10 protein-coding genes and 2 pseudogenes are annotated in these 13022 nt (G+C 41.8%); 5 read left to right on the top strand and 7 right to left on the bottom strand.

Going from position 1 to position 13022, the window contains the following annotated elements; all coding sequences use genetic code 11:
- Positions 1 to 506 precede the first annotated feature (506 nt).
- On the bottom strand, positions 507 to 1592 hold the full coding sequence (locus tag AB4496_RS19060) for a ParB family protein (protein WP_016800055.1): 1086 nt from the start codon (positions 1590 to 1592) through the stop codon (positions 507 to 509).
- Positions 1592 to 2791, bottom strand: a complete 1200-nt coding sequence (locus AB4496_RS19055; RefSeq protein ID WP_102258282.1) for a ParA family protein — start codon at positions 2789 to 2791, stop codon at positions 1592 to 1594. Before AB4496_RS19055 ends, AB4496_RS19060 begins: the two co-directional genes overlap by 1 nt.
- A 238-nt stretch (positions 2792 to 3029) precedes the next feature.
- Here AB4496_RS19055 and AB4496_RS19050 point away from each other — a divergent pair, with 238 nt between their 5' ends.
- From AB4496_RS19050 to AB4496_RS19030, 5 genes are all read left to right on the top strand, one after another.
- Positions 3030 to 4154 (top strand): carbohydrate porin, encoded by a 1125-nt coding sequence (locus AB4496_RS19050; protein ID WP_016800053.1) that lies wholly within the window; start codon positions 3030 to 3032, stop codon positions 4152 to 4154.
- A 146-nt stretch (positions 4155 to 4300) separates the two neighbouring features.
- The gene (locus tag AB4496_RS19045; protein ID WP_016800052.1) at positions 4301 to 5545 is read left to right on the top strand and encodes a DUF3440 domain-containing protein; all 1245 of its coding nucleotides are present in this window, start codon (positions 4301 to 4303) and stop codon (positions 5543 to 5545) included.
- Between the two features lie 5 nt (positions 5546 to 5550).
- On the top strand, positions 5551 to 6189 hold the full coding sequence (locus AB4496_RS19040) for a ParB/RepB/Spo0J family partition protein (RefSeq protein WP_016800051.1): 639 nt from the start codon (positions 5551 to 5553) through the stop codon (positions 6187 to 6189).
- 278 nt (positions 6190 to 6467) lie between these two features.
- Positions 6468 to 6734 carry a transposase gene (locus AB4496_RS19035; RefSeq protein WP_240798348.1) on the top strand — a complete coding sequence of 89 codons (267 nt, stop codon included), beginning with the start codon at positions 6468 to 6470 and terminating at the stop codon, positions 6732 to 6734.
- A gap of 691 nt (positions 6735 to 7425) precedes the next feature.
- Positions 7426 to 8706 (top strand): aromatic amino acid transporter, encoded by a 1281-nt coding sequence (locus AB4496_RS19030; protein WP_029222809.1) that lies wholly within the window; start codon positions 7426 to 7428, stop codon positions 8704 to 8706.
- A gap of 1234 nt (positions 8707 to 9940) precedes the next feature.
- Here the strand turns inward: AB4496_RS19030 and AB4496_RS19025 are convergent.
- The 5 genes and pseudogenes from AB4496_RS19025 to AB4496_RS19005 form a co-directional block, all read right to left on the bottom strand.
- Positions 9941 to 10170: pseudogene (locus AB4496_RS19025) on the bottom strand (type II toxin-antitoxin system RelE/ParE family toxin); the annotation flags it as partial.
- Positions 10161 to 10394, bottom strand: a pseudogene (locus AB4496_RS19020) (prevent-host-death family protein); the annotation flags it as partial. The pseudogenes AB4496_RS19025 and AB4496_RS19020, both read right to left, overlap by 10 nt.
- Positions 10395 to 10500: 106 nt before the next feature.
- A complete protein-coding gene (locus AB4496_RS19015) occupies positions 10501 to 10863 on the bottom strand; it encodes a hypothetical protein (protein ID WP_016800046.1) in 363 nt (120 codons plus the stop codon).
- A 272-nt stretch (positions 10864 to 11135) separates the two neighbouring features.
- Positions 11136 to 11528: a Rid family detoxifying hydrolase gene (locus AB4496_RS19010; protein WP_016800045.1), complete on the bottom strand. Its 393-nt coding sequence runs from the start codon at positions 11526 to 11528 to the stop codon at positions 11136 to 11138.
- A gap of 321 nt (positions 11529 to 11849) precedes the next feature.
- Positions 11850 to 12704, bottom strand: coding sequence for a CPBP family intramembrane glutamic endopeptidase (locus tag AB4496_RS19005; RefSeq protein WP_240798349.1), 855 nt, complete (start codon positions 12702 to 12704; stop codon positions 11850 to 11852).
- Positions 12705 to 13022 lie beyond the last annotated feature (318 nt).

Genomic DNA, 13022 nt, shown 5'->3' with positions numbered 1-13022 from the left:
TTAATGGTCTTTATATTTGGCTAAGATAATAATTCGATTGTTAGGTTCACCTAGAACCAAACACTCTGCACTTAGCCAATTTTTGGGTTATAAGGATGAAGTTACCCTAGGTCAAATAGAATAAGGAAGGAAGTTTCCCAAGCCAACTTGTTCTTGATGGTTTAGTCGCTTGTAGTCATCCGATTTTTTCGATTTGGCATAGAGGGAGGTGACAAACAAGTGGTTAATTAAAATGATGGATGTACTTCATCGGGGGGGGGGTGTTTTAGAGTTTGACGAGGCCAAACTCATTGTAGGGCCTAGTTTTTACTGATTTGGAGACCATTTTCTTTGCATCCTCAGCGAGTATTCTATCTTTAGTCTTCCATTATCCTTTCCGCAAGTGCGTTCTGATAACAGTCATAATTGTATTTGTAACTCTCTAATTTCATGTTGGATATGTGTCAACCTTATTTAGGACGGGTTAGGTGAAAGATAAAGGCCCTAATTTGAGAGCCTTTATCTTTTTATAAAGTTGATTGGTGGTGTTTACCTAACACTGATTGGATAGCTTTATCGAGTTCAGCTTGGACATCCTTTGATAAGCGACCAAATTCATACGAAAAGTTTCGACCTTTAACACGCTTACGAGCAAACATACCTTTACTGTCGAACTCTGCTAGAGGAGTAATGACAGCTTTGTCTAATTCTTGCTTGGCTTCAACGATCTTTAACTCATCTTTAATGTAAGCAATCAGAGCGTCTTTAGCGTCTTCTTGGCTCTGCTCAGCCTGAGCGTTGACAGCATTATCGGCTATTTTTTTAATGAAGCTACTCAAGGCTTTCTTGTCATCGGCGAACGCTTTCATCACCTTAGCCAAGAGGGAGTAATCAGCATGAGACAAGTCGTTAACGACAGGGAATAGGGCAATCAGCTTACTGTCAATACTGGCTGCTTTCAGCGCTCGACCTACCGCTTGACGGCTAATATTTAAGATTTTTGCCGCATCTTCTTGAGTTAGCTCACCGTTCTTCATCAGAGTTTGACATTGCAAACCAATCTCACGCTGGTTGTGCTCTTTGGCGGTTTGCAGCTGCTTAGCCAGCGCTTTGGCATCGGTGGTAGAAAGCTCGTTTTGAGTGACTAGAATTCGGAATGTTTTTACACGACCTTCTTGAAATAAAAACCAAGCACGACGGCGAGAGCCATCAAGAATATCAATGCGACCATTAATTTCTCGGCCAACGGCTGGATAGAACTGCTGAAACTCTAACGAGTTCAAATCTTCCAATGATTCTTTGGTTAACAGAGACTGGTCACGACCATTAACATCAAAGGTCACAAATGAGTTCTGCTTAACTTGTTCGTGTGACAGTGTAACTTCATTGAAAGTGGCAGTTGAACCAGAAGCTAATTGCCAAACCATTTTCTGGCCAACAGACTCTAATCCAAACTTAGTTCTAAGGTAGTCTTCAGCGTTTTGCCCGCTTTTCTCTAGCTCGGTGCTGAGTTGACTTGTTAGAGTGTCTAAATTTGCTTTGGCCGCTGATTGCTGCGCTTGAGCTGAACCAGGAGCATTGCCTAAAGGGCTCCCGCCACGTTTCTTCGCCATTATTTGTTCTCCTGTTCACGCCAAACGTTCAGAATATCGCGCAAGATCTGACTTGTAACTTCATAGCTGTTTTGTTGCGCGCTTTGGAAAGTTGCTTTGCTTTTCGGGTATTCACTTTTCGACATATCAAACACCGTCGAGAGTAGGGAAGACGACTGACGAACGGCCTCACTATGCTTAAACTCTTTTGAGTACAAGTAAGGAGAGAAGTTGTCGTACAGGTTGTTCATTAATTCGGTAGTGGTTGAGCTATCACGATGGTTAGTCAGTAAGATCTTCATGAAGTCGTAGCCTTCATGGTTGGCGTTCTCTAACAGGGCCCACACCTGAGGAATGTAGCTGAAGTAAGAGCAGGTAGCATCAATGTCGTTTTCGGTAATCGACAATGGGAAGACCACATTCGTTGCGGCAAAATACGCATTGAAGGTTGCATAACCTAGTGAAGGAGGGGTGTCGATAATAATGATATCAAACTCATCTTTTACACTATCGATGATGTCTTTAAGTAGTGAATAAGGTGAATTTAAGGTTTGACTGAATACTTGCTCATGAAACCAGCCTTCCATCGCTCGGTCACTTTGCGCGGCAGGCAAAATGCGCAGGTTTGGAATGGTAGTTTCAAGAAAGGCTTCAGAGATGACTTGAACAACGGTTTCGCCTTCATCGAGGTCGAACGTTTTCATCATCAAGTCACCAACAGACAAGTTACCTTCTTGCTCGGCTTCGGGCGCGTAGTACATCGATAGCGTGGCTTGGCCATCCATATCGATTAGACCAACACGATACTCTTGATGAAACTCGGTCGCTAAACCTGATGCGATAGTCGCGGCAGAAACGGTTTTACCAACACCGCCTTTTTGGTTCTGGATAACCATCACTTGCGCCTTTTGCTGCTCACTGCGTATGAACTTAGCGTCTTTACGTAGATTATCTGGTAGTAAGTTACGTACCTTGTACATTTCCGCGATATCGATCGACCATTGTGAGTCTTCATGACGACGGGGATCTATCGCAGCGGCGGTAACATACCGATCAAGCGTTTTTGCATCAATGCCAAGGTAGGCCGAGGCTTCTGCTCGGGTAAAGTTACGCAGCTCTTTGCGATGATTGGCCAGTAAACGTTGATTACGACGCTGAATGTAAGCGTCTGCACCGATTTTAAGCGCTTGAAATGTGTTTGTAGTGTTTTGATTATCCATTTCTGCCTCCGGGTAGGGATAAGAAATAGTATATACCTCAATTTTTGATGTTGGTATAAAAAATTGAGGTGTTTTCGATTTTAAATAAATGATTGTGACAGGTTGATAAAGGAGAGCGCTTAAATTACCTATTAATTACGAGTATTCATTTTTCAAATCCCTCTTAATAACTCCTGACTAACAATGAAAGTTGAGCTGAGTCGTACAACTTCGATGAAAAAAAAAGGAAGTTATTGATATGATTGAGAATGTAGCATTTACGAAAAAGACTAAGCGTTTTTGGCTAACGCTTGTGGGATCGGTTGTGTTTGTTACGCCAACGTTGATTCATGCGGCTGAAGACCAGGATTTAAAGGGAGCTGTGGATTATTATGTTTTTGGTTTAACGTCCAGTGAGAGCTTGCCGAACAAAGACAGCAGTGCGGCAGCTGGTATTGCACGGATTACATTGAATTGGCGAGCTTACCAAAAAGAGAGTGATACCGGAGCTTTGCAGCTGAGGGTTGATCATAAGCACGGTTATACAGAGAGTACGCCCTCTGAATTTGTCATGGAGAATGGCGGAGGGTTTGGTGTAATCCAACCAGCTTTTAGTGATATAGGTTTAAGGTTAACGAATCTTTATTGGACACAAACCTTTAATAAACAATCTACTGATATGATGGTTGGTTTTTTAGATGCAACTGATTATGTTGATACTTATCAGTTGGGTAACCCTTACTATGGTTTTTCTAACTTACAGTTTAGTACCGGTTCCGGTTCTATCCCAATCCCAGATGAATCAACATTCGGCGGCGTTCTACGCCATATGATGTCGGAAAACTATTATTTTTATGCAAGTTTCTCTGATGCAAAAGCTGATTCGACTAAGCCTTTCGATGGTGTTGAACAGTTCATCAATGATAATCAATATTTTAAGTCCCTAGAAATAGGTTGGGTGGAGTCGAAAGACGATTTTTATTTGAAGAATTCACACCTAACAGTTTGGCACAGTGATGGAAAAGAGAAAGCTAGCGAAAACTATGGCGCAAATTGGTCGTCCATATATAAAACCGGCTCATGGATACCATTTTTCAGAGCCGGTGTCGCGCAAGGACCTGAGGCTCTATACAAATCTTCGGTCGTGTTTGGTACTGGGTATGAGGCAGGACCTGGCATGCTAGGCATCGCCTTGGGTTGGGCTAAGCCCAACTCTGCTAATGTAGCTGATGACTCTTATAACTCTGAAATCTATTACCGAATGAACTGGGGTGCGCTCTCGTTAACTCCTAATGTTCAATATCTTTATTCTTTACCGAAGAACTCAGAAGCTGATGACAGTTGGATTATTGGTTTAAGAGGTAATCTTCACTTTAGTTTCTAGTCTCTCAAAGCTCTCCCGAGCTTGAAATTCGGAAGAGCTTTTCTTTAATATTGCCCTTATAAATAAATTAATTATTAATAATTAATTTATAAAAAATGCAAAAGTTATTTATTTTTATTTGAGTAGTTAATGACATTGTGGAAATCATGATTGCCAATAAAAAAAGAAGAGAAGGCGATTTCTCTCGAGATAAAATTCAGCAAAAATACAATGTGCTTGAAGGCGCTCGACAAAGAATTTGCTATCTTTTCGACAACTTTAACCATTTCTATGTCTCCTTCTCTGGAGGGAAAGACTCTGGCGTCCTTTTAAATCTGACTATTCAAGAAGCGAAAAAGCGTGGTCGATTACCTGTCGATGTACTCATCGTGGACTTTGAAGCTCAGTATCATGAAACTCATGCCTTCATTGAGCGCATGGTACTGGACGGAGAAATTAACCCCTATTGGGTTTGTTTACCGCTCAGCTTAAGGAATTCAATCTCACAGTTTCAACCTAAATGGCTTTGTTGGGATCCTGCTAAAGAAGCGCAATGGGTCAGGGACCGACCACCGCATAAAGGCGTGATTTCAAACCCGGATGTATTCCCTTTTTTCCAAAACGGGATGGAGTTTGAAGACTTTGTTTTTAAGTTTGCTCATTGGTACCAAAAGGAAAGGGGTGAGCCAATCGCTGTGTTAATCGGTATACGTGCTGATGAGTCTTTACATCGCTTCAATACCATTAAAAATAGGTCCAAAAAAAAATTTTCAGATAAATATTGGACGACTAAAATGCAGCCAGATGTGTATATGGCTTATCCCTTATACGATTGGAAAACTAAAGATATTTGGGTTGCGAATTACCGCTTTAGTTGGGATTACAACCGTATTTACGACTTAATGCATAAGGCCGGCGTCCCTCTTTCACAGCAGCGGCTTTGCCAACCTTTTGGAGATGAGCAAAGAAAAGGGCTGTGGCTATATCAAATATTAGAACCTGATACCTGGCAAAAATTAGTTGCCAGAGTAGAAGGATGTAACTTTGGTGCTCGATACTCAAAAAGTCAGGGGCGTATCCTTGGTTATTATCGCTTTGAATTACCACCGGGGCTTAGCTACCGGCAATACAGTAAATACCTTCTGAAAACCATGCCGCCACATGTAGAAAAACATTACCGAGACCGAATTTTTAAGTTCTTACAGTGGTGGCGTAAAAACGGTCCTCAAAAAGGAGTGACCTGCATCCCTGATTACGCAGAGAGTAAATTGGAATCTAGGAAGCAAGTTCCTAGTTGGAGAAGAATTTGTAAAGTACTGATTAAAAATGACTATTGGTGCCGAGGACTCTCTTTTGGGTACAACAAGTCCTTAGCAAAACAATACCATGCCCTCTATGGAGAAGAAGAGTGATACGAATGGAAAGTGAACCTACTCTAGCTTATCAGCATCGCACCAAGAAGCCGTTGAAATCTATCAATAACACGGACAAACAAGTCATTGATAAGGTCGCAATTTACAATAAAGCAGCCAAAGTACTCATCGAGCTTATTCCTGATTTACCGCCAGCTTGTCATGTTGAAATGATCCCACTTGATGAAATAGAAGCTAATCAATACAACCCAAATAAAATGGCGCCTCCAGAAAGCAAACTCCTAAAAACGTCGATGGAGAAAAATGGTTTAACTATGCCTATTTTGGTTAATCGTTTGAATGCTTCGGTCAAAAAATACGTTGTCATCGATGGGTTTCATCGTTATCAATTATTATTGAACCACCCAGATCTGCAAACCCTAACGGGGTACATCCCCGCGGTGGTCCTTAATTTGCCTGAAGAAAATTGCATATCGACTTCTGTTCGCCATAACCTGGCGCGTGGCTCACACCAAGTTGAACTGATTGCAGATCTGATTATTCAACTCAAAGAGATGGGATGGGCAAATCATAAAATTTGTTACGAATTGGGAATGGATAAAGATGAAGTTCTACGATTACAACAAGTCACAGGCCTCGCTGCTGCCTTTAAAGATCAAGAATTTTCACAGTCCTGGGAGTAATTGATTTTTTAGCAATCACGCCGTAAACCCTCGCCAGCTCTGAGGGCGGGGAGATAAGGCGAAAGTGCGATAGCACTTTAAGATAGACAGCCCGAAGCAGTTGATATAAGACTGTTCATGAATACAGTTAAGGATTTTGAGTGTTAAGAGCAACTAAGGCACGCATTTACCCAACGTAAGAGCAATCTGAGTTTTTAATAGCTCAGTTTGGCGTTGTGCGTTTTGCGAACCACAAAGCTCTACATTTAAAGTCGCATATGTACCGCAAGCTTCCGAAAATGAAACCTGTAGAGGCGAACATTCACCGTGAAATTGTAGGTAAAGTTAAAAGTATTACTGTCAGATTGAGTAAAACAGGTAAGTTCTACGCATCTATCCTTGTTGATGATGGAGTGGAAGCGCCTAGTTTGCTTCATACAGTGAGTAAGGTGACAGGTATTGATCTTGGTCTGTCTCACTTTACTATTGAATCGAACGGCAGAAAGACAGTTAACCCCAGATTTATAAAGCGTGCTGAGAAGAACCTCAGACGTAAGCAGAAGTAGTTATCTCGTAAAGCTAGATTGCTATTAGCTAAATGCGATGAAAAAGTCGCTAACGCTCGCGCTGATTTTCAACACAAACTCTCTCGAACTCTCGTAGACAAAAACCACGCTGACCCCCCAAAAGATAGACGTTATTCTGTTAAGTGTAAGTGGTCAACATTTCGGACACTGATTTAAGCCTATTTTCGGCATTTACTGGCGACAGCCCATGAGTTGCGTGCTGAGGCCGAGGCCGATTGTAGTAACTCATCAAGTAATAGCTCATATCTTTCCTTGCCTGAAATTGTGGCATCAGGCTTATCTGATAAAGACCATTCCACAACGCGTCGGCTTAAGTAGGTCTACTTTGAACCAGACCCAATCTAAGTAAGATCATCGCGTCTAGCCTCTCCAATTTTGCATGTTTATATCTATGCGAACCTGGCTGATTACTCATTAACCAGCTTCACGCATTCTCTGACGAACCTTAAATCCCCCCGATTTTGACACCTTCTGCACTCAACATCGAAACAATATTTTTTAGTTAGGTTAAATAGGTAGAAATATTAGGCTAATTTAGAATTTAATTAATATGTCATTCCTAAAATTAAGTTCTAGATTCTAGGTTCTAGCGCTTTTTTGTGCCTCCCTAGCTTGTAAGGGGAGCAGTCTAATAAGAGCAATTGAACTAACGAAAGAAAGGTATTTATTTATGTCTAGTATGAAACAGGTAAGGAGCACAACCCCGCCTTCAATGATTGGAGGAGCCTGTATTGTCGCGTGCATTTGCGTCGGCGCTGGTATGCTTGGACTTCCCGCTGCAGGGGCTGGGGTCTGGACCATCGGGGCTTTAATGGCTTTGCTCTTCACTATGCTCATTATGACAACCAGTGGTTGTCTGTTACTCGAAGTTTTAAAAGATTATCCATACAGGTCGTCTTTTTCTTCCATCACAAAAGATTTGTTAGGAAAAGAGGTTAATTTTTTTAATAACTTAATGATCTACTTTGTGGGAGGGATTTTACTGTACGCTTACATCACTTCATCTGGACTGATCATTAAGGAGTACTTTGGCCTTTCCCCTAAACTAGCTTCTATCCTTTTTGTGCTTATCTTTTCTGGACTAGTTTGGCATTCAACAAAAACAGTTGACCGCATTTCCATGGTGTTGATGCTATTTATGATTATCAGCTTTATTTTTGGGACTGCTGGCCTTTGGTTTAATGTTAATCTTGTTACTTTGTTGGATACTGCTCACTTAAAGTTTGAGTATGCGCAATACGTATGGGGGTTTTTCCCTATTGCTTTAACTTCATTTGGATACCAGCACAGCGTCTCCACTCTGCGAGACTACTACCTTGATGAAAGGCTCGCACAAAGGGCGATTGTAGGCGGAACGCTCATGGCGTTCTTTATCTACACCATTTGGCTATTAAGTATCTATGGTAATTTACCAAGAATTAGCTTCGGCCCTATAATTGCAGAAGGTGGAAATATAGACATCTTACTCATCAGCTTAAAAGCAGTGTTGGCTGAAGAAACCCTATCAAATGTCATTAGTGCTTTTTCAGCGGCGGCCATTTTGTCGAGTTTTATTGGGGTAGGGTTGGGTGTGTTTGATTTTTTGGCCGATCTTTTTCAATTTGATGCTACCTCCAAAGGAAGAACCAAGACCTGGGCGGTTACATTTATTCCGCCTCTTATTTTTTCTCTTCTTTTTCCTTTTGGTTTTCTTAGCGCAATTGGTTATGCAGCGTCTGCCGCTGCGATTTGGGCATGTATCGTACCGGCATTGTTAGTAAGGAAATCGAGACTACAAAGACCAGCGTTTAACAACCTTGAAGAGAGTGAAGAAGATCAGAAAAAATCGAAGGCTTACCAAGTGCCTGGAGGAGAGTTGGTGTTGGTTGGTGTGTTTATCTACGGTGTGAGCATCATCGTTATCAACGTACTAGTCCTGTTCGAAGCGCTGCCCGTTTTTGACGGCGTCTAGCCTTATTAATTTTAAAATTACCCACCCAAAAGATTCAAATCACGGTCAAGGACGAGCAACCCGAGCGCTGAGGGGCGTGGTTATTTGCCGATCGAGCCCTATTAGGACGGTTTTAAAATAAACTCTAGCGGCAAAATCTTGGGTTCCGAGTAAATTTAAATAAAGTAAGCATGAACAAGAAGGATTAGTGATGAAAGTGAGTGTCTATATCGATCAAGTGTTGTTCAAACAAGCACTCAGAGCCGCCAAAAGCTCTGGACTGACCCCGTCCCAAACCATTGCCCATTGGGCGGCAATGGGTCAATTCATGGAAACCAAATCCCTCGGATCGCTGAGGCTCATACAGAGTGGCCCTAGAAAGAAGTAAATTTCCAGCCCGTTTTCATCGCTCTGGCGAAACCTTGGAGCCCCAGTAAACATCGTTAATAAAGACATTGAAAAGCCGAGCCAGCCCTCGGCCTTTCGATAGCGTTGCCGACGGAACTTGAATGTTCCGTACACAGATGGCCAGAGAAGAATGGCTCTTATGGATGTTTGAAATTCTTGAGAACCAAGTGATAGACAGAAACTCTGAAGCGCCGGCGGATTGCGTGGTGATTTCTGGCGCAATTTTACTCGACGTCCAAAAGAAATGAAGCGTTGGGAAGTATGAATAGAACTCCCCATGCTCCTTGGTGAGCGCAGTTAATTCGGGGACGGTTAGCTTTGCTAAATCCTTGCAATAACGGTCATATTGTCTACCAACACTGTCATTTTTCTCGCACCATCTTGTTGTCGAAAATTTGCATAATGTCCGTCCATCGGGGCATTCTACTCTAGCGCTTGAATGCTTTTTGCGTAAGACCGCACCACATTATATTTCATCTCATTAACGGTATAATTGAGTTTTTTAAAATCCAAACTTGGGGAAGAACTAAAATACTTACCGTTTGTGTCGCCAAGTTAAGCCTTCTATCACTTTAAGCAATCGCTTTTCGTATTGTTCCGCTCCGTCTCATTAAGTGAGCAACACATTTTCAGCGGTGGTGTTCGTGATAGTTAATAACGGGCTGATGAGCCTCTGGGCCTCAACAGAAAACGTCACTTTGCCTTGTTTTATAACGATAATTTTTCCCGTCTCAGCCGTATAGCCGTGGGGTCGTTCATTAAGGTAAACTGATCACGGTCGAGTACTTCAAGAGCGTCTTGAGACGTTTTTAGTTCAACGGTTAGTTCAGCTGAACTAAAGATGCACACCTTTAGCTTGGTAAAAAACACGGCAAGGATTAACCACGAATTCACGAGAATTGAGGTGTTTAAGATCAGGAGGAAGACGCCCAGACTCGGGAAATTAGCTGAGGCGTTCGACTCTTTCGAAGATGTTTTGAACGAGTTGTTTGGCAGCGAGCAGGTTTTCAAGGGCAATGTATTCCGCGAATTATTGAGAGTCGATAACGCGGGCTCACTCCAAATCCCTTCAGCCATTTTGACATTTTTCCTTGCTTCATCAGGACCCAGTGCTTTGCCTTTGAGATTGCGAGTTCACCGCCAGCAAGCCCTTCGAGAATAGCCAAACGGTTTTGCATAAACTGGTGTCCACATCAACCAGATACGTAGAGGGGGTCCCATGTTCGGTGAACAGCACTGGCTAGGTCTGTGAGGGTTTTGGTCGCTTGACGCTTAAGGGAAGTAACAAGCTCGACTTTCATGAGAAGGACTCCAACAGAAGACTCAAGTGATACTATTGAATCACTTGAGTCTAGTAAGTTTAGTGGAGAGAAATGCAAAGCGTTGGGAGTTACACTAAACAGTTTGTTATGCCTTTAATTGATAGGTCGCCTTTGAGGTGTATTCTGCCACACCTAAAATGCTAAAAACCCCGCCTATTGTTGTAAAATTGCACGCCCCTTCTTTTGCACAAGCAGAGAGGTTTTTATTAAACCAAGCTCTCGTAAAATAACCCGATTCTTTTAAATGTACGTAAGCGAACTGGAATTCAGAGAGAGTCACTCCTTTTTCATAGAAAGACGCTTTTTTAGAATGAGAGGGAATACGATAGATTAACGCCTCTTCACCTCTTCGTATGCCGAGACCTTTGATTACAAAGTCAGTTTTCATTTCTGGTTTTTGAATAACTCGACCTACTTCTTTAGCCAGTTCTCGGATGACCTTTTCCATTTTTCCTCCTGAGGTATAGATGGCCTTGTTAGGTGTCTTATTTTCGATGTTTTAGTAGTTCTACAACATGCTCTTTAATTTTGCTATCGCAAGGAAGTTGAGCACAGTACCTTCTTGAAACCAATAGAAGGTACTATCTAAGTTTGATTTTAAGGAATCAATTTGCTCAGTAGTTAAGCGTACCAAATATGCTCTCATTCGGATTTTTCGCGCTGTTGATGACAATTACGACATAGGCACCCTGGAGCTAAAAAATTACGAAACGTTAACGGCTAAGGTGCGACAGCAACGGCCTCTATCTCAATCATGGCATTGAGAGGGAGTTTTGACACTTCGATACAGGTTCTTGCGGGAAAATAATTGGCACCATGTTTAATGAAAAAATCATTATAAATTTCATTCACAATTGAAAAGCTCACCATATCGGTAAGATAAACGGTTGTTTTTACTACGTCTGACACATCAGTATTCGCATGTAGCAAAATGGCTCTCATGTTCTCTAGGCATTGAGTCGTTTGTTTTTCAAGGCAGGATTTAACCATCAAGCCTGATTGTGAGTGAAGCGGTAGCTGTCCGGAAGTGAAAATTAGCCCTCCAGAAATCACCCCTTGAGAGTATGGGCCAATAGCTTTAGGGGCTGACTGAGTTTCAATTATTTTTCGCATATTATTTAACCATAGGTTTTTGATGAATCAACAAAGCTATAGGATTGGGTAAAAAAACACTTATTATTTAACTATAATTAAAAATGAGATTTGAAGGGAACGGAGAAGCTAGGCAAGACAATTGCTTGCTTAGACCACTCACTAACTTTTAAATATCCTTTCCTTACTCCCTCTTGGCAGCACTGTTTTCATTGTGAAAATCGCGTAGCGTTCATTTCACTTTTATGATGGAGGAGAAAAGTGGCTGACAACCAAAGCACGCTAAAACTCAACCAAGTGAATTTAAAATAAAGGCGTAAAGTAGACCGCCCCGTATAAACCTTACCTCTCCTTAAACCCTCTACGCTGATAATCAATAAATAGTGAAAAAATCACTAGATACCCCACTTGCAACGCAATAATACTAATATCAACCGCCTCCCAAGGGTTAAAGTGAAGCTGAGTGCTTAAATAATAGACAAGATCATAAAGTAAAATAAACAGGTTATGGCAAGCATGAATGACAATGACTACTCCTAGGCGGCGATATCGCTCAAAGACCCAACATAGAAACGCCCCAGACATAAATGCGTCCAGCGCCCACTGGTGTATTGAAGCAAATATTAAGCTTGAGAGTAATGCGGCGTTAGTAACCCCAAAAATGGACCTGAAAATAACAAACAACAAATAACGAAACAGGAGCTCCTCTATCACGGGAGAAATGAGCACACCGTCTAGAGCGCTTCGCAACACACTCGACCAATCAATTACTCCATCAGAGGCCGAAAATAAAGGGGTAAAATTGTAGGATTGGGCCTGCCAAGATCCCGGGGAAAACCAATCAAAAATAATATATTGAAGATAATTTGATACGGAATTTAATGAAATCACCCCAATCAATATCAACGCGCCTTCACCCCATGTACATACGTTTCTGGGCCAAGAGGTTAAGTACTGCTTCCAATGCTTATCTCGCCGAGCACTAACAAATAGCACGAAAAAAGCGATAACAGGTAGAAAATAGTAGGCGAAAGCAGAGTAGAGTGCTCGATCCAAAGTCGGATTTAATGCCCACTCTCGGGTAATGCTCAGGTAGTAATCAAGCAGGACATAACTTGGAAAGAAATAGCCTATGTAAACCACCACCACAGCTGAAATCACTAACCGCATCGTAAACTCCAAAAAATTAATAACCATAAGGCAGTTCTTGCCGCTTTTATCATGTTGGTCGTTTAAGCTCACTTCGCGAACGTGCTGCGCTGGTAAGGCTCACTATAACGAGCCCTTTGCAAGAGAGGTGCACTCTATCAAGCGAATCTGGGAGCTAGCTTTTAATCCCACGGCCTAGGGTTACCCCCCAAAATTTTCCAACCTTATGAAGAGTAATTAATAATTTCATAGTTAAATTCCCCCTCTATTTAACTGGAGAGCGAAACCAATGTTTTAGGTTTTAAAGGAGTTATCTTCCCAAATAAATTGAATGGAATGTTAAAGTTTTTTCTATGGTTTAATTAT

The organism is Vibrio sp. 10N.222.46.A1 (genome assembly GCF_041473595.1).
GTDB lineage: Bacteria > Pseudomonadota > Gammaproteobacteria > Enterobacterales > Vibrionaceae > Vibrio > Vibrio tasmaniensis_A.
Note: the sequence above shows the minus strand (reverse complement) of the source record. Positions and strands in the feature narration are given on the sequence as shown.

Coding starts and splice junctions, on each gene's coding strand:
- AB4496_RS19005 (WP_240798349.1), bottom strand. CDS start 12,704: ATGGTTATTAATTTTTTGGAGTTTACGATGCGGTTAGTGATTTCAGCT.
- AB4496_RS19050 (WP_016800053.1), top strand. CDS start 3,030: ATGATTGAGAATGTAGCATTTACGAAAAAGACTAAGCGTTTTTGGCTA.
- AB4496_RS19010 (WP_016800045.1), bottom strand. CDS start 11,528: ATGCGAAAAATAATTGAAACTCAGTCAGCCCCTAAAGCTATTGGCCCA.
- AB4496_RS19040 (WP_016800051.1), top strand. CDS start 5,551: ATGGAAAGTGAACCTACTCTAGCTTATCAGCATCGCACCAAGAAGCCG.
- AB4496_RS19015 (WP_016800046.1), bottom strand. CDS start 10,863: ATGGAAAAGGTCATCCGAGAACTGGCTAAAGAAGTAGGTCGAGTTATT.
- AB4496_RS19060 (WP_016800055.1), bottom strand. CDS start 1,592: ATGGCGAAGAAACGTGGCGGGAGCCCTTTAGGCAATGCTCCTGGTTCA.
- AB4496_RS19055 (WP_102258282.1), bottom strand. CDS start 2,791: ATGGATAATCAAAACACTACAAACACATTTCAAGCGCTTAAAATCGGT.
- AB4496_RS19045 (WP_016800052.1), top strand. CDS start 4,301: ATGATTGCCAATAAAAAAAGAAGAGAAGGCGATTTCTCTCGAGATAAA.
- AB4496_RS19030 (WP_029222809.1), top strand. CDS start 7,426: ATGTCTAGTATGAAACAGGTAAGGAGCACAACCCCGCCTTCAATGATT.
- AB4496_RS19035 (WP_240798348.1), top strand. CDS start 6,468: ATGAAACCTGTAGAGGCGAACATTCACCGTGAAATTGTAGGTAAAGTT.